This is a genomic window from Pseudonocardia sp. DR1-2, from assembly GCF_023717215.1.
In the GTDB taxonomy this organism is placed as follows: domain Bacteria; phylum Actinomycetota; class Actinomycetes; order Mycobacteriales; family Pseudonocardiaceae; genus Pseudonocardia; species Pseudonocardia alni.
In genome coordinates this window covers 617,373-632,294 of the sequence record NZ_JAMQOF010000002.1, presented here as the reverse complement: position 1 = coordinate 632,294, position 14,922 = coordinate 617,373, and the positions used below count along the sequence as shown (strand labels likewise).

Sequence of the window (14,922 nt, the reverse complement as noted above, 5' to 3'; positions counted from 1 at the left end):
GGCCTGCCTCCTCGTCGTCGGCGGTCGCTGCTCCGCGCAGCGCTCCTTGTCTCCGGGTGAGTATCACGTACCCGCGGGGAAGGGGGAGCCATCGTCGGAATGGGCCTGGTCTCACCACGGGCGACGCCGTCGACCGCTGCACCGGGTAATGCTGCGGAGCCTGTCGGTGGTGGTCGCTAGTGTGGTGGGCGTGGAGGAGGAGCGCGCCGAGAACGCCGTCGACCGGACGCTGGGCCGGTTGCGCGCCATCGACAGCCGACCGGCGCCCGCGGGCACCGGGCCGCACCCGTTCGCCCCGGGCACGGCGGCGGCACCGGTCGACGGGCCGGGTGGTTCCGGGGCCCGGCAGGGCCCGGAGACACCCCTGACTCTGGCCGACCTCTACCGCGACCACCGCCTGCGGCTCATGCGCCTCGCGATGCTGCTGGTGGACATCCCGGCCACCGCGGAGGACGTGGTGCAGGAGGCGTTCACCGGCCTGCACCGGCACTGGACCGGCCTGCGGGACGAGACGGCCGCCGTCGCCTACCTGCGTGCGGCCGTGGTGAACGGGTCCCGGTCGGTGCTGCGGCGCCGTCGCACGGCACGCGAGTACGTGCCGCCGCACGCGGCGAACGCCCGCTCCGCGGAGTCGCTGGCCATGCTGTCGGCCGAGCACCAGTCGGTCGTCGACGCGCTGGGCCAGCTCCCACCGCGCCAGCGCGAGGTCCTCGTCCTGCGCTACTACGGCGGGCTCACCGAGTCCGAGATCTCCGAGGCCGCCGGGATGAGCCGGGGCACGGTGAAGTCGACCGCCAGCCGCGCGCTCGACGCCGTCGCCCGGATCATGGCCGAGCGGGCCGGGACCGAGGCCGTCCGGCGTCCGGGAGAGCTGCGATGACCGGCCCCCAGCCGCCGCAGCCCGGCCGCGACGACGCCGCCCGCCGGATCGGCGAGGCGCTGCAGGCGCAGGCCCGCGGGCGCCCGATGCCGCAACGCCCCGCGGCGGGCCCGGCCCCCGTGCCGCCGCGCGTCCCCGGCCGGCTCCCGCCGCCGGTCCCGCGTCCCGGGCCGCCCCCGCAGCGCCGGCCGCAGCAGGCCCCGGCGCCGGAGCCCGCCCGTTCGGCGACCGGCCAGATCGTCTGGGCCGCGGTGATCGCGCTGCTCCTCGGTGCCCTGCTCGGCGGGGGTCTCGCGCTGGTGTCGGTGCTCCTGCCGGGTGCGCTTCCCGCCCTCGGCTGAGCCGCTCACAGCACCCCCACAGCGACGGCCACGTCGATCCACATCACCCGGCCGGTACCGTTTCCCGACGTGACGGTTCTCGCCGCGACGCAGACGCTCGCCCTCGGTCCCGACTGGCTCGACCCGGCGGTGATCATCGAGTCCCTGGGTCCGTGGGCCCTGGTGGGCGTCGCTGCGATCATCTTCGCGGAGTGCGGGCTGCTGCTCGGGTTCTTCCTCCCGGGCGACTCGCTGCTGTTCACCGCGGGCCTGTTCGTCGCGCAGGGCGCGATCGGCGTGCCGCTGTGGCTGGTCTGCCTGGTGCTGGTGGTGTCCGCCTTCGCCGGCAACGCCGTCGGCTACGGCATCGGCTACCGCGCCGGCCCGGCGATCTTCGACAAGCCGAAGTCGAAGCTGTTCAACCCCAAGCACGTCGAGAAGACCCACGAGTTCTTCGAGAAGTACGGCAACCGGGCCATCGTCCTCGGCCGCTTCGTGCCGATCGTGCGGACCTTCATCACCGTGAGCGCCGGCGTCGCGCGGATGGACCCGAAGCGCTACCTGACGTATTCGCTGATCGGCGGCGTCGCGTGGGCGGCCGGCGTGACGGTGCTGGGCTACTTCCTCGGCCAGTTCGCGTTCGTCCGCGAGCACATCGACCTGATCCTCATCGCGATCGTGCTGATCTCCGTGCTGCCGATCGTGTTCGAGGTGCTGCGGGCGCGGGCCGCGTCCAGGCGCGGGGGCCCCGCCGGCCCGGTCGACGGCGTCGCGGGCGCCGCGACCGGTGCGGCCGTGGCGACCGTCGGCGGGACCGCACCGGAGCGTGAGGACGACCCGGCCGCCGTCACCATGCGGATGCCCGCCGTCGGTGACGGCCCGGTCCCGCAGGGCCCGCCCTCCGCGCAGCCCGGCCCGCAGCCGGGTCGCGCCCCGCGGTCGCCCTACGCCGATCCCGGCCCGCAGCCGGGCGGGTACGGCCCCGACGGCGCCGTACCCGGGCGCCCGCAGCCCGGCGCCGTGGAGCCGCCGTACCGCCACACCACCGGCCGCCCCGCCATGCCGCCCCGGCACGGCAACTGATCACCAGGCCTCGGACAGGTCCGCGTGCTCGCGGATCCAGCTGTGCATCACGATGCCGGACGCGACGCCGGCGTTGACCGAGCGCGTCGAGCCGAACTGGGCGATCGACACGACCAGGTCCGCGGCGTCGCACAGCTCCGGTGACAGCCCGGGGCCCTCGGCGCCGAACACGAGTACACAGTCCCGCGGCAGCGACGTGGCCTCCAGCCGGGCCGCGCCCGCGACGTTGTCCACCGCGACCACGGCCAGGCCGTGCTCCCGGGCGAAGGCGACGAGCCCGCCTGCCTCGGCGTGGTGGTGCAGCCGCAGGTAGCGGTCGGTGACCATCGCGCCGCGACGGTTCCACCGGCGTCGCCCGACGATGTGCACGCCGGCGACGCCGAAGGCGTTCGCCGTGCGCACCACCGTGCCGATGTTGTGGTCGTGGCCGAGGTTCTCGATCGCCACGTGGAACGGGTGCGCCCGCCGCGCGAGATCCGCCGCGACGGCCTCGCGGCGCCAGTAGCGGTAGCGGTCGACGACGTTGCGCCGGTCCCCCTGCTCCAGCAGCTCCGGGTCCCACCGGTCGCCCTGCGGCCACGGCCCGGCCCACGGGCCGACCCCGACCTGGCCGGGGACCGACCACTCGCTGGGCCCGGGCTCGCTCATCCCAGCTGCAGGTCCGCCAGCCCCAGCAGCGCGCGGTACGGCACGCCCTCGGCCTCGACGGCCTGCCGGGCGCCGGTGTCGCGGTCGACGACGGTGCACACCCCGACGACGTCGGCGCCGGCCTGGAGCACCGACCGGACCGCGGTCAGGACCGAGCCGCCGGTGGTGGAGGTGTCCTCGACGACCAGCACCGGGCGGCCGGTGATGTCCGGGCCCTCGATGAGCCGCTGCATGCCGTGCTTCTTGGTCTCCTTGCGGACGACGAAGGCGTCGACCGGGTCGGTGTCCGGCTCGGCCGCCGCCGCGTGCAGCACCGCCGTCGCGACCGGGTCCGCGCCGAGCGTCAGCCCGCCGACCGACCGGTAGGTCCAGTCCGCGGTGAGCTCGCGCAGCAGCCGTCCGATCAGCGGGGACGCCTCGTGGTGCAGCGTGACGCGGCGCAGGTCGATGTAGTAGTCGGCCTCCGCGCCGGAGGAGAGCGTGACCCGCTCGTGGACGACGGCGATCTCCCGGACCAGCGCGGCGAGGCGGGAGCGGTCGGTGTGTGCGGAGCTCATGTGCGGTCCCTGTCGAACGTCGCCGTGATGCGTCGCAGCAGGCCCCGGGGCAGCACCCCGGTCACCCCCACGATCGCCTTGTACTGCCTGGAGGGCACGGAGACGACCCGGCCCCGGTCGAGGTCGGTGAGGGCCTCGTCGACGACCCGGGAGGCCTCCAGCCACAGCGGGCCGCGGCGGGCGCCGACGTCGATGCCGGCCCGCTCGTGGAACTCGGTGCGCACGTAGCCGGGGCACAGCACCATCGCGCGCACCCCGGTGCCCTGCAGCGACGCTGCGACGCCCTCGGTGAAGGAGATGACCCACGCCTTGTCGGCCGGGTAGGTGGAGCCGCGCCCGGCCAGGAAGCCCGCGACGCTCGCGACGTTCAGCACCGCTCCGGTGCCGCGGTCGACCATCCCGGGCAGCGCGGCCCGGGTCAGCTCCAGCACGGCGGCCACGTTCACCTGCAGCTGGCGGGCCAGGTCGGCGGCGTCGTTCTCCAGGAAGGTGGCGCCGAGCGCGAGCCCGGCGTTGTTGACGAGCAGGTCGACCGGCGCGACGTCGGGGTCGGCGAGGCGGCGCACGACCCGGGCCCGCTGGTCCGGGTCCGACAGGTCGGCGGGCAGCACCTCGACGGCGACACCGAGGTCGCGGTAGCGCTGCGCGGCGGTCCGGAGGCGGTCGGCGTCGCGCGCCACGAGCACGAGGTCGCGGCCGTCGGCGGCGAGCCGATCGGCGAACGCGGCCCCGATCCCCGACGACGCGCCCGTGATCATGACGGAGGGCACGCGGGGAGCGTAGTGCGTCCGCACCCGACCGGCGCAGGCGCGACGGTTACCGACGGGTCGGGTGTGACCCGTGCGACAGGGGTGTGCGACGACCTCGTGAGACGGGCCGCTCTCGCGTGCCGGTGCACCATGAAGCCTTTACCGTCGAGACCATGACGTCCGAGGCGCTGCCGATCCAGCGGCCGGTCGATCCCGCTTCCCCCGGCACCTCCGACGTGCCGAGCGGCCCGTCGCCCCGTCATTCGAGGGTCGCCGTCGTGGGGGCGGGGTTCACCGGACTCGCCGTGGGCCTGGCCCTGCTACGGCGGGGTGTGCACGACTTCGTCCTGCTGGAGCGGGCGGACGACGTCGGCGGGGTGTGGCGCGACAACACCTACCCCGGTGTCGGCGTCGACACGCCGTCGCCGCTGTACCAGCTGCGCGCCATGACCAACCCGGACTGGAGCGACCTCTACGCGCCCGGCCACGAGGTGCAGGACTACGCCCGGCGCCTGGCCCGCTCGACCGGCCTGCTCGACCACGTCCGCTTCGACGCCGACGTGCTCTCCGCCCGCTGGGACCCCGCGGACGCCCACTGGCGGATCGCGACGCCGTCCGGGGAGTTCACCGCGAACGTGCTGGTCAGCGCGGCCGGTCTGGTCGCGGACCCGAAGCTGCCCGACGTCGAGGGCCTCGCCGACTTCCCGGGCCCGGTGTTCCACTCGGCCCGCTGGGACCACGGGACCGACCTCACCGGCTCGCGCGTCGCGGTCGTCGGGACGGGGGCGACGGCGATCCAGCTCGTCCCCGAGCTGCAGCCGCGCGTCACCGAGCTGCACGTCCTGCAGCGCACCCCGGCCTGGATCCTGCCCAAGCCCGAGCGGCCCGTCGGCGAGCGCACCCGTCGCGCGCTGGCGGCGAACCCGCTGCTGTGCCGGATGCAGTTCGACGTCATCTACGTCGGCGCCGAGCTGCTCGCCGCGACCCGTCGCTCGCGGCTGCTGCGCGAGGCACTCACCCGGGTCGGCCGCAGGCATCTCGCCGCCCAGACGCCCGACCCGCGGCTGCGCGCGCGGCTGACCCCCGACTTCGACTACGCCTGCAAGCGGCCGCTGGTCTCGAACGACTACCTGCCCGCGATGAGCGCGCCGAACACGACGCTGCACACCGGCGGGCTCGCCCGGGTCGAGGGGCGGACCGTCGTCTCCGGCGACGGAAGCCGCGCGGAGGTCGACGCGATCGTGCTGACCACCGGGTTCGAGGTCGGCGCGACCGCCCCGATCGCGCGCCGCATCCACGACGCCCACGGCAGGACGCTGCACGACCACTGGGGCGCCTACCCACGCGCCTACCTGGGGATGAGCTACCCCGGCTTCCCGAACCTGTTCCTCATGCAGGGTCCGAACGCGACCAGCGGGGCCAGCTCGACGCTGCTGTTCTCCGAGGCCCAGGCCCGCTACGTCGCCGACGCCGTGTGCCGGATGGCGGCCGAAGGCATCCGCGCGCTCGACGTGAAGCCCGCCGTCGAGGAGCGCTGGACGCGGCGGATCCGGCGCCGCTCGGCCCGCACCGTGTACGAGACCGGCGGCTGCGCGAGCTACTACCAGAACGACGAGGGCGTCAACGTCGTCATGTGGCCGGCCAACACCGCGGAGTACCAGCTGCGGACCCGCCGGTTCCGGCTGTCGCCGTTCGACGTCGAGCGGGGCCGGACCGGTGCCGGGCGCCCGCTGCACCCGTTGCGCCCGGTCCGGCTCGCCGCGACGGCCTGACTCACCCGCCGGCCGCGGCCCCCCAGTCGGCGACCTCGCCGAGCAGGCGCTGCACGGCCTCGTCGTCGAGGAACGACGAGGTGAACGAGTTGGCGGCCAGCGTGCGGAGCTGGTCGTCGGTGAAGCCGAGGCCCTCGCGGACCGCGGCGTAGTTCGCGTCGGCGTAGCCGCCGAAGTAGGCGGGGTCGTCGGAGTGCACCGACACGTTCAGCCCCGCCGCGAGCATCTCCGGCAGCGGGTGCAGCCCGATGCCGGGGACGCAGGCGAGCCGGACGTTGGACAGCGGGCAGACCGTCAGCGGGGTGCGGTCACGGACCAGGCGGGCGACGAGGGCGTCGTCCTCGATCGCGCGGATGCCGTGGTCGACACGCAGCACGCCCAGCTCGTCGAGGGCCTCGGTCACGTAGCCCGCCGGGCCCTCCTCCCCCGCGTGCGCGACCGGCTTGAGCCCGAGCCCGCGGGCCCGCTCGAACACCGAGGTGAACTTCGACGGCGGGTGCCCGACCTCGGCCGAGTCGAGCCCGACCCCGACGATCCGGTCCAGGTACGGCTCCGCCGCCCGCAGGGTCTCCTCCGCCTCGGCGGCCGACCGGTCGCGCAGGAAACAGAGGATCAGCCCGGCGGAGACGTCGTCGGCGTGGTGCTCGATCGCGTCGGTGAGCCCGCCGATCACGTCGGCGATCGCGACGCCGCGGGCGGTGTGCGCCTGCGGGTCGAAGAACATCTCGACGTGCCGGACCCCCTGCTCGGGGCAGGTCCGCAGATACGCCGACGCGAGCGCGGCGAAGTCGTCGCGGGTCCGCAGGACGGCCATGTTGGCGTAGTAGACGTCCAGGAAGGACTGCAGGTCGGTGAAGTCGTAGGCCGCCCGCAGCTCCTCCACCGAGGCGTACGGCAGCGCGACGTCGTGCCGCCGGGCCAGCTCGAACACGGTCTCGGGTTCGAGCGTGCCCTCGATGTGCAGGTGCAGCTCGGCCTTCGGCAGCGGCGGGGTCCCGGTGGTCGTCACCGGGACATCATCCCGTGCCGTCCCGCGCGGTCAGGAGCTGGTGACCGTCGACGTCATGTAGGCCGAGACCTGGTGGCCACGGGATCGGTCGCGGGCCGCGGCGCTCGCGCGGGCGCGCTGCGCCGCGGTGCGCACCGGACCGGCGGCCCAGTGCCGCCCGCAGTCCCCGGCGGCGACGACGGCGCGCCCCGCGCCCGGGCGGGAGGGCAGGTCCGGCAGCCGGGACGGCTCCCGGTGCCCGGCACCGCCGAGCAGCTCCTCGGGCGTGGCGGACGGGGCGGCCGGGATCGCCGCGGCCGGGGTGGCGACGGCCGCGGCGCCGGTGGGCTCCCAGGTCGCGTCGGCGAACAGCTCGGCGCCGCGCCGGGCCGCACGGACACCCGCGGCGACGGCGCGCCGGGCCGGGCCCGGGCGGGCCGGGCCGCTCTGCGGAGCGCTCACGACGAGGCCGGCGTCGAGGTCGTCGACCACCGCGTCGGCGGCGTCGGCGGTCCACTCCGGCCGGTCGTCGCCGCGAACGGCGACGACGTGCACGTCGCCGGTCAGGGTCGGGGCGAGCGAGGTCACGAACGAGACCGCCCACGCGGCCGACCGCTCGTCCCCGCCGATCGCGACGATCCCGCCGGTGCCGCGACGCAGCATACCGGGCAGCGCGGCGTGGGTGAGGCGCATCGTCGCCGTCATGCCGAGGTCGACGCTCGCCCGCCCGGCGTCCGGTGCGGCGCCGGCCGCGTCGGCGAGCGCGTCGTGCACGAGGACGTCGACGGCCGGGGCCTCCGGTCCGGCGAGGAAGGCCTCGAGCCGGAACAGGCCGTGCCGGGTGCCGAGGTCCGCGAGGAGGACGTCGGCGCGGATCCCGTACCGGGCGGCGAGCTCCCGGGCGGTGGGGGCGACCCGCTCGGGATCGCGGGTGACGAGCAGGAGGTCGTGTCCGCGCGCGGCCAGTCGGTCGGCCAGAGCCGCGCCGAGACCCGTACCGCCGCCGGTGATGAGAGCCATAGCCACACGATCAGGCTAGCGGTACCCGTTCGGCTTAACGCGTTCGGGTGGTCACATCGCGTTGCGGTGGATCAACGCTGCGTAGATACCCGCAGATCAGGACTCGATCGCGGGACGACGGGCGTGCAGCCCCTCCTCCAGAGCGGTGGCGACCTCGGCCAGATCGGCGAGCAGGTCCTGCATCCGATCGGCGGAGATGCCGACGGGCGCGGCGGCCAGCACCCAGGCGTCCTCGGCCCAGAGGAGCTCGACGTCCTCGCCGACCGCGTCGCTGGCGTCGGCGACGCGCGGGGTCAGCAGCGGGCGGACGGCGTCGGCGTCGCTGACGAAGGCGTAGCGCTCACCGACCGGCTCGAGCAGGTCGAGACCGGCGTCGTCGGGCAGCGGGGCCGACGGCAGCCGCAGCTCGACGGCGGCGGGCAGCGACTCGTGCACCTGCACCGCGCAGAGCACCGAGCTGATGCGGCCGGCCTGCTCGTGGTCGAACGCGTAGGCCTTGCGCGGGCCGTCCGGGGTGGGGACGTCGCCCGAGACCAGGTTGCGGGCCACACCGGGGCCGCCCTGGTGGATCGTCCCGTAGCGCCAGCGGCTGGGCAGGACGGGATCGGACTCGAGGTACTCCCACTCCCGCATCGACGCCCAGCGGCGGCGGTCCCGCGTCGCGCCCCCGCGGAACCGGTCGAACAGCAGCAGACCGACACCGACGACGATCGCGACGAGGGCGATGACGAACCAGACCGACATGCCGGGCAGCGTAGTCCCGACGGGCCCCGTGGAGTGGTAGCGCCACGGCTCCGGACGTGCACGTTCGTCGCGGATCAGCCGGCCGGCGCCGTCGGGACGGGCCCGTCCCACTCCGCAACGGTCTCGCGGGCGGACGCCTGCTGTTTCTGGCTCTCGACGACGGCGTCGAGGGCGACGGCGCCCGCGGACTCCGCACGCGAGGCACGGACCGCGTTCGACGGCGAACGCGTCTGCAGGCTCTGCCCGATCCGGGTGGCGGTGCCCGCGGCGTCCTCCAGCATCCGGAGGATCTCCTCGAGCCGGGCGACCAGCGTGCGGGCGAACTGCACGATCTCGAGGACGACGGCGGGGACCGTCACCGCCCCGGCGCCGGCCGTGGCGACGGTGACCGCGGTGGCCAGGACGATCCTGGACAGGATGGAACCCAGGAAGTCCGCGATGGCGTCGCGGATCAGTGCCCGCTCGGTCCCGACGAGGACCCCCGAGTCCAGGACCAGCCCGGCCAGCTCCCGGGTGTCACCGGCCAGCTCCCGCAGGCTCGTCACCTGCCGGGTGGCGGCGGCGAGGTAGGCCCCGGCCGCGGCACCGGTCCAGACGGCCGGGACGTCGGTGATCGCCCGGTCCAGCTCCTCGGCCCGGCCCTCCAGGTGCCGGGACAACCGGGCCCAGCCGTCGGCCCGTTCCCCGATCTGCTTCCCGTCGCCGCACAGGACGTCGAGCACCTCACGCAGGACCTCGATGTGCTCCATCGCCCAGCCGGCGACCGCCGAGCCCAGGGCGGCCACCGGGTCCTGGACGACGCTGACGTGGTCCAGCGCCAGCGCGGCTCCGGCCGAGACGATGCCCAGGCCGTCCTGCCCGTCGACGGCCTTGCCCATGTCGTGGAAGGACGAGGCGATGCCCGCGCCCTCGAACCGGTCGTCGACGAGGTCCTCGCCGGTGGGCGGCGGCGCGTCGAACAGGTGCGGGGTCGGCGCGCTCACGATCCGCTCCGGGCGGATGACGGACCGACGTCGACTGCGCAGACCTCGGCGGTCAGGTCGGCGTCGAAGGTCCGGTACGACGCGGCGGACTCGGCGAGGTCGCCCGCCACCCTCGCGAGCGCCTCGGCCCCTCGGGCCACCTGCCGTGCGCCGATCGTGGTCGGCGCCAGCAGCGCACCCGTCAGGACCGTGCCGAGCACGCCGTAGGCGTCCGGGGAGAGGTCCGTCCAGCGCGGCACCGCGGCCGCCGTCGCCTCGGCCAGCGCGGACACCCGGCGCGAGTGGTCGGTCAGTCTCGTCGGGTCGACGGAGAAACCGGTGTCCGTCACCGCCCGGCCCCCGTCAGCGGTGCCATGATCGCCTCCACCTGCGCCGCCGCGTCCGCCGCGGCCTCCCGGCTCAGCCGCAGCACCGTCTCGGCGAGCCGGGCCCGCGGCATCTCCTCGGCGCGCACGCCGAGCTGCAGGTCGGTGAGGCTCCCCGACGGGTCGACGGTGACCACGACCGCACCGTCGCGGGTGCGTGCGGTCGCGGTCACCGTCGCGACCCGGTCCCGGGCCTGCTCGGCCCGGACCCGGATCGACTCGATGCGGGTGCGGTACTCGTCCAGCCAGGTCCGTCCCGCGTGCGGCTGCTCGGCGGTGAAGTGCTCCATGGGCCCCGACGATGACGTGCACCGCCGGGGCCCACGGGCGAACCGGTGGATCAGTTCGCGATCGCGACCGCCGGGTCGGCCGCCCCGACCGCCTTGCCCACGACCAGGCCGCCGGTCCCGCCGTCGGCCGACGGGTCCAGGTCGACCCGGACCGTGTCGCCCTCGCGGACGCCGCCGGACAGCAGCTCGCGGGCGAGCTGGTCGCCGATCGCGGACTGCACCAGCCTGCGCAGCGGGCGCGCGCCGTAGACCGGGTCGAACCCGTTCATGGCGAGCCACTCGCGGGCCGCGTCGGAGACCTCCAGCGACAGCCGCCGCTTGGCCAGCCGGCGCCCCAGCACCCCGACCTGGATGTCGACGATGTGGGTCAGCTCCTCGGTCGACAGCGCGTGGAACACCACGACGTCGTCGAGCCGGTTGAGGAACTCCGGCTTGAAGTGCGACCGGACGACCGCCATGACGGCGTCCGTACGCCCCTTCTCGTCCAGGGACGGGTCGGCGATGGCCTGGCTGCCCAGGTTGGACGTCAGCACCAGGATCGTGCTGCGGAAGTCCACCGTGCGGCCCTGGCCGTCGGTGAGACGGCCGTCGTCGAGCACCTGCAGGAGTGTGTCGAAGACGTCCGGGTGGGCCTTCTCGACCTCGTCGAGCAGCACGACGCTGTAGGGCCGCCGCCGCACCGCCTCGGTGAGCTGACCACCCTGGTCGTAGCCGACGTAGCCGGGAGGGGCACCGACGAGGCGGGCCACCGAGTGCTTCTCGGAGTACTCGCTCATGTCGATGCGGATCATCGCCCGCTCGTCGTCGAACAGGAACTCCGCGAGCGCCTTGGCCAGCTCGGTCTTGCCGACGCCGGTGGGCCCGAGGAACAGGAACGAGCCGGTCGGCCGGTTCTCGTCCGCGACGCCGGCACGCGCCCGGCGCACCGCGTCGGACACCACGCGCACGGCCTCGGACTGGCCGACGACCCGGTGGCCGAGCTCGTCCTCCATGCGCAGGAGCTTGGCGGTCTCACCCTCCAGCATCCGGCCGGCGGGCACGCCGGTCCAGGAGCTGACGACGTCGGCGACGTCGTCCGGGCCGACCTCCTCCTTGAGCATCACGTCCTCGGCGCGCTCGACCGTCTCGGTGGCGGCGGCGAGCTCCTTCTCCAGCTGCGGGATGCGCCCGTAGCGCAGCTCCGCGGCCCGGCCCAGGTCGCCGTCGCGCTCGGCCCGCTCGGACTCGCCGCGCAGCTGCTCCAGCTGCTCCTTGAGCTCGCGGGTGACGTCGATGGCGCTCTTCTCGTTCTGCCAGCGCGCGGTCAGCGCGGCCAGCTCCTCGCGCTTCTCGGCCAGCTCGGCGCGCAGGGCGACCAGCCGGTCCTTCGACGCCGCGTCGACCTCCTTGTCGAGCGCCATCTCCTCGATCTCCAGGCGGCGGACGGCCCGCTCCACGGTGTCGATCTCCACCGGGCGCGAGTCGATCTCCATCCGGAGCCGGGAGGCGGCCTCGTCGACGAGGTCGATGGCCTTGTCCGGGAGGAACCGGGCGGTGATGTAGCGGTCCGACAGGGCGGCCGCGGCGACCAGGGCGGCGTCGGTGATGCGGACGCCGTGGTGCACCTCGTAGCGCTCCTTGAGCCCGCGCAGGATGCCGACGGTGTCCTCGACGGACGGCTCGCCGACCAGCACCTGCTGGAAGCGACGCTCCAGCGCCGGGTCCTTCTCGATGTGCTGGCGGTACTCGTCGAGCGTGGTCGCGCCGACCATCCGCAGCTCACCGCGGGCGAGCATCGGCTTGATCATGTTGCCGGCGTCCATCGCGCCCTCGCCGGACGCGCCCGCACCGACGATCGTGTGCAGCTCGTCGATGAAGGTGACGACCTCGCCCGCGGAGTCGGTGATCTCCTTCAGGACGGCCTTGAGACGCTCCTCGAACTCGCCGCGGTACTTCGCACCGGCCACCATCGACCCCAGGTCGAGGGAGACGACGCGCTTGCCGCGCAGCGACTCGGGGACGTCACCGGCCACGATGCGCTGGGCCAGGCCCTCGACGATCGCGGTCTTGCCGACGCCCGGCTCCCCGATCAGCACCGGGTTGTTCTTGGTGCGCCGCGACAGCACCTGGACGACGCGGCGGATCTCGGTGTCCCGGCCGATGACCGGGTCGAGCTCGCCCTCGCGCGCCCGGGCGGTCAGGTCCTGGCCGTACTTCTCCAGGGCCTGGTAGCTGCCCTCGGGGTCCGGGCTGGTCACCCGGGCCGAGCCGCGGACCTTGCCGAACGCCTCGCGCAGCGCGTCCGGCGTGGCGCCGTGACGCCCCAGCAGCTGGGCGACCGGGCCCCCGGAGCGCGCGAGGCCGACGAGCAGGTGCTCGGTGGAGACGTACTCGTCGCCCATCTCGGTGGCGAGCTGCTGCGCCGCGGTGATCGCGGCCAGTGCGTCCCGGGACAGCTGCGGCGCGCTCACCGACGACCCCGACGCCGACGGCAGCCGGTTGCCCAGCGCGGTCAGCTCGGATCGGACGGCGGCCGCGTCCGCCCCGACGGCGGCCAGCAGCGGCGCGGCGATGCCGTCGCCCTGGGCCAGCAGGGCGCCCAGCAGGTGGGTGGGCCCGACATCGGGGTTCCCGGCCAGCGTCGCGGCCTGGACGGCGGCGGAGATGGCCTGCTGGGTACGGGTGGTGGGGTTGAAGGAGTCCATGCTCCGCGTTCCTCCCGGTCCTTCTGAGGTCGATGGTCTGTGGATGGGGAGCGGCACCCCGGGCCGCTGCTCCACAGTCTGCCCGGCCGGTGCACCTCTCGACAGGGTCAACCGCAGAAAAGTTGAGTCCATTCCGCTCAACACCGAGAAGTTCCGGGAACGGCCGCGGCCCGCCCGGAAGGTTCCGGACGGGCCGCGGGTGGAACGGGTGCGACGATCAGCGCTCGCTGTTGTCGATCACCGTGACGCGGTTGTCGTTGTCGCTGAAGTTGTCGTTCGCGTTGTCCCGGACGTTGTCGTTCAGGAAGTCGCTGCAGTTGCCGGCCTGGCCGATGTTCGAGCCGGCGACCGGGGCCTGCGCCAGAGCGTTGAGCGAGCCCTCGGTGACGATCTTGCCCTTGGCGTCGGCGTCGCCACCCTCGAAGGCGCAGGCCTTCGTCGGGGCGCCGTGGTGCTCGCCCTTGTCGTGGCCGTAGTCGCCCGCGAAGGCGAACGGCGCGGCCGCGGCCAGCGTGGCGGCGGTACCGGCGACGACGAGGCCGAGCTTCTTCTTCGACAGCATGTCTGGCTTCTCCTGTGGTGTATCCGATACAGGACGACGCGAACGGCACCCGGAGCCCGTGGGTGTCGCCTGCCGTCCGACCGCCCGGGGGTTCGACCGAGCGTGCTCGGTCGGTGACGGTCTGCTGCTGTCAACGACCGGCATCGACCGGGGTCACGGCGCTCGGTTCACTTGATCGGAGTATCCTCTGGTGCGCAACCGTCGCCCCAGGTCAGCGGCCGTGCGGGCGGCCCCGGAGCGTCCGCGAGGCCCCCGCGCCGAGGTGGGTCGTGCTCGGGAACCGGCGACGCGAGGGCCGCGGCACCCGCGGCTCGGTCCCCTTGGCTCCGAAGAAGTCGCCGCCCTTGCGGGCCGGGTCGTCGGTCCCCCAGGCGCGCCGCTGCGTCACCCGCTCCATCCGCGGGATGTGCTTGCGGCAGTGGATGTAGGCCTCCTCCACGTCCACCACCACCCAGCGCTCGGCGCGGCGGCCCGCGGCGTGGTCGCGCGCGTGCCCGGGGTAGACGGTGCGGAAGGCGTCGTCGTCCATGATCCGGGCGCGGCCGTTGACGTGCAGCCCGATCAGCGACTCGGTGAAGTCGACCATCAGCATCCCGACGTGCGGGTTCTCCACCAGGTTGCCGAGGCTGGCGTACACGCCGTTGCCCCGGTACTCGGGGTAGGCCAGCGTGTGCGGGTCCAGCACGTGCAGGAACCCGGGCGGGCCGGCCCGCAGCGAGCTGTCGCACTCGCCGTGCGCGTCGGACGTCGCGACGAAGGCCATCTCCATCCGCCCGACGAACTCGATCATCCGCGGCAGCAGCCGGTCGCGGAGCTGGTCGTCGTAGAACCGGCCGGCGCGGGCGGAGCTGCCCACCTCGGCCTGCAACGCGTGCTCACCCGCGGAGCCGGGCCGGTGCGGTCCGTCGGTGACCTCCGGGGCGTCGGGCACGCCGCGCTCCGGGGTCGCGGGGACGACCACCGGCGGCGTGGCCGGACGGTCCCGTCCGGGCAGGACGACGGCGGGGATTCGCAACGGCACAGGACAACCGTGCCATCCGGCGCGGCCAGGACCAAACGATCACGGCTCCGACCGGCCCGGGACACGCCACGTCGGCATTCCCCGCGATGGGCGCTATCCTGACCACGGCGCCACCCACGCCATGACGAGTGACCGCCGTCCCCGAACGGATGATGAGTGACAATGCGTACCCGCTCACCACACACTGGTGAGTCGGTCGGCGTACGCCGTTCCGGCGGATGGAGTCTCTCGCGTACCCTAACCGGCGGAACGCGGG

The 14,922-nt window shown here is 74.4% G+C and carries 16 protein-coding genes; 4 read left to right on the top strand and 12 right to left on the bottom strand.

Features of this window, described 5'->3' with window-relative positions; all coding sequences use genetic code 11:
• Window positions 1-148: 148 nt before the first annotated feature.
• From ND486_RS07805 to ND486_RS29645, 3 genes are all read left to right on the top strand, one after another.
• Entirely contained in the window at window positions 149-880 is a 732-nt protein-coding gene (locus ND486_RS07805; RefSeq protein WP_083474417.1) for an RNA polymerase sigma factor, read from the top strand.
• Window positions 877-1,221, top strand: coding sequence for a hypothetical protein (locus ND486_RS07800; protein ID WP_208822261.1), 345 nt, complete (start codon window positions 877-879; stop codon window positions 1,219-1,221). Before ND486_RS07805 ends, ND486_RS07800 begins: the two co-directional genes overlap by 4 nt.
• Window positions 1,222-1,290: 69 nt before the next feature.
• Window positions 1,291-2,283: a VTT domain-containing protein gene (locus tag ND486_RS29645; protein WP_308215821.1), complete on the top strand. Its 993-nt coding sequence runs from the start codon at window positions 1,291-1,293 to the stop codon at window positions 2,281-2,283.
• Here ND486_RS29645 and ND486_RS07790 read toward each other — a convergent pair whose 3' ends face one another.
• From ND486_RS07790 to ND486_RS07780, 3 genes are read right to left on the bottom strand one after another with little or no spacing between them, the layout of a single operon-like run.
• Entirely contained in the window at window positions 2,284-2,931 is a 648-nt protein-coding gene (locus ND486_RS07790) for an RNA methyltransferase (RefSeq protein WP_251783409.1), read from the bottom strand.
• Window positions 2,928-3,488, bottom strand: a complete 561-nt coding sequence (pyrE, locus tag ND486_RS07785; RefSeq protein WP_062398785.1) for an orotate phosphoribosyltransferase — start codon at window positions 3,486-3,488, stop codon at window positions 2,928-2,930. Before pyrE ends, ND486_RS07790 begins: the two co-directional genes overlap by 4 nt.
• A complete protein-coding gene (locus ND486_RS07780) occupies window positions 3,485-4,258 on the bottom strand; it encodes an SDR family oxidoreductase (protein ID WP_251783408.1) in 774 nt (257 codons plus the stop codon). Before ND486_RS07780 ends, pyrE begins: the two co-directional genes overlap by 4 nt.
• A gap of 152 nt (window positions 4,259-4,410) precedes the next feature.
• Here ND486_RS07780 and ND486_RS07775 point away from each other — a divergent pair, with 152 nt between their 5' ends.
• Window positions 4,411-6,009 (top strand): NAD(P)/FAD-dependent oxidoreductase, encoded by a 1,599-nt coding sequence (locus tag ND486_RS07775; protein WP_251783407.1) that lies wholly within the window; start codon window positions 4,411-4,413, stop codon window positions 6,007-6,009.
• A 1-nt stretch (window position 6,010) separates the two neighbouring features.
• Here the strand turns inward: ND486_RS07775 and ND486_RS07770 are convergent, their stop codons facing one another.
• The 9 genes from ND486_RS07770 to ND486_RS07730 form a co-directional block, all read right to left on the bottom strand.
• Entirely contained in the window at window positions 6,011-7,018 is a 1,008-nt protein-coding gene (locus ND486_RS07770; RefSeq protein ID WP_251783406.1) for an adenosine deaminase, read from the bottom strand.
• A gap of 30 nt (window positions 7,019-7,048) precedes the next feature.
• On the bottom strand, window positions 7,049-8,017 hold the full coding sequence (locus ND486_RS07765; protein ID WP_251783405.1) for an SDR family NAD(P)-dependent oxidoreductase: 969 nt from the start codon (window positions 8,015-8,017) through the stop codon (window positions 7,049-7,051).
• Between the two features lie 96 nt (window positions 8,018-8,113).
• Window positions 8,114-8,761 (bottom strand): hypothetical protein, encoded by a 648-nt coding sequence (locus ND486_RS07760; protein ID WP_062403935.1) that lies wholly within the window; start codon window positions 8,759-8,761, stop codon window positions 8,114-8,116.
• 74 nt (window positions 8,762-8,835) lie between these two features.
• Window positions 8,836-9,744, bottom strand: coding sequence for a hypothetical protein (locus ND486_RS07755; RefSeq protein WP_251783404.1), 909 nt, complete (start codon window positions 9,742-9,744; stop codon window positions 8,836-8,838).
• Window positions 9,741-10,073 carry a hypothetical protein gene (locus tag ND486_RS07750; RefSeq protein ID WP_251783403.1) on the bottom strand — a complete coding sequence of 111 codons (333 nt, stop codon included), beginning with the start codon at window positions 10,071-10,073 and terminating at the stop codon, window positions 9,741-9,743. The genes ND486_RS07755 and ND486_RS07750 overlap by 4 nt, the downstream gene beginning before the upstream one ends.
• Window positions 10,070-10,399: a YbaB/EbfC family nucleoid-associated protein gene (locus tag ND486_RS07745; RefSeq protein WP_062398799.1), complete on the bottom strand. Its 330-nt coding sequence runs from the start codon at window positions 10,397-10,399 to the stop codon at window positions 10,070-10,072. The genes ND486_RS07750 and ND486_RS07745 overlap by 4 nt, the downstream gene beginning before the upstream one ends.
• Before the next feature lie 50 nt (window positions 10,400-10,449).
• The gene (clpB, locus tag ND486_RS07740; protein ID WP_251783402.1) at window positions 10,450-13,083 is read right to left on the bottom strand and encodes an ATP-dependent chaperone ClpB; all 2,634 of its coding nucleotides are present in this window, start codon (window positions 13,081-13,083) and stop codon (window positions 10,450-10,452) included.
• Window positions 13,084-13,300: 217 nt separating this feature from the next.
• Entirely contained in the window at window positions 13,301-13,645 is a 345-nt protein-coding gene (locus ND486_RS07735) for a hypothetical protein (protein ID WP_224401105.1), read from the bottom strand.
• 211 nt (window positions 13,646-13,856) lie between these two features.
• Complete coding sequence (locus ND486_RS07730) at window positions 13,857-14,666, bottom strand: pyridoxamine 5'-phosphate oxidase family protein (protein WP_251783401.1); 810 nt, start codon at window positions 14,664-14,666, stop codon at window positions 13,857-13,859.
• Window positions 14,667-14,922 lie beyond the last annotated feature (256 nt).

Excerpts from the sequence above, each read along its gene's own strand:
- ND486_RS07805 (WP_083474417.1), top strand. The coding sequence starts at position 149 with ATGCTGCGGAGCCTGTCGGTGGTGGTCGCTAGTGTGGTGGGCGTGGAG.
- ND486_RS07800 (WP_208822261.1), top strand. The coding sequence starts at position 877 with ATGACCGGCCCCCAGCCGCCGCAGCCCGGCCGCGACGACGCCGCCCGC.
- ND486_RS07790 (WP_251783409.1), bottom strand. The coding sequence starts at position 2,931 with ATGAGCGAGCCCGGGCCCAGCGAGTGGTCGGTCCCCGGCCAGGTCGGG.
- pyrE (WP_062398785.1), bottom strand. The coding sequence starts at position 3,488 with ATGAGCTCCGCACACACCGACCGCTCCCGCCTCGCCGCGCTGGTCCGG.
- ND486_RS07775 (WP_251783407.1), top strand. The coding sequence starts at position 4,411 with ATGACGTCCGAGGCGCTGCCGATCCAGCGGCCGGTCGATCCCGCTTCC.
- ND486_RS07765 (WP_251783405.1), bottom strand. The coding sequence starts at position 8,017 with ATGGCTCTCATCACCGGCGGCGGTACGGGTCTCGGCGCGGCTCTGGCC.
- ND486_RS07760 (WP_062403935.1), bottom strand. The coding sequence starts at position 8,761 with ATGTCGGTCTGGTTCGTCATCGCCCTCGTCGCGATCGTCGTCGGTGTC.
- ND486_RS07745 (WP_062398799.1), bottom strand. The coding sequence starts at position 10,399 with ATGGAGCACTTCACCGCCGAGCAGCCGCACGCGGGACGGACCTGGCTG.
- clpB (WP_251783402.1), bottom strand. The coding sequence starts at position 13,083 with ATGGACTCCTTCAACCCCACCACCCGTACCCAGCAGGCCATCTCCGCC.
- ND486_RS07735 (WP_224401105.1), bottom strand. The coding sequence starts at position 13,645 with ATGCTGTCGAAGAAGAAGCTCGGCCTCGTCGTCGCCGGTACCGCCGCC.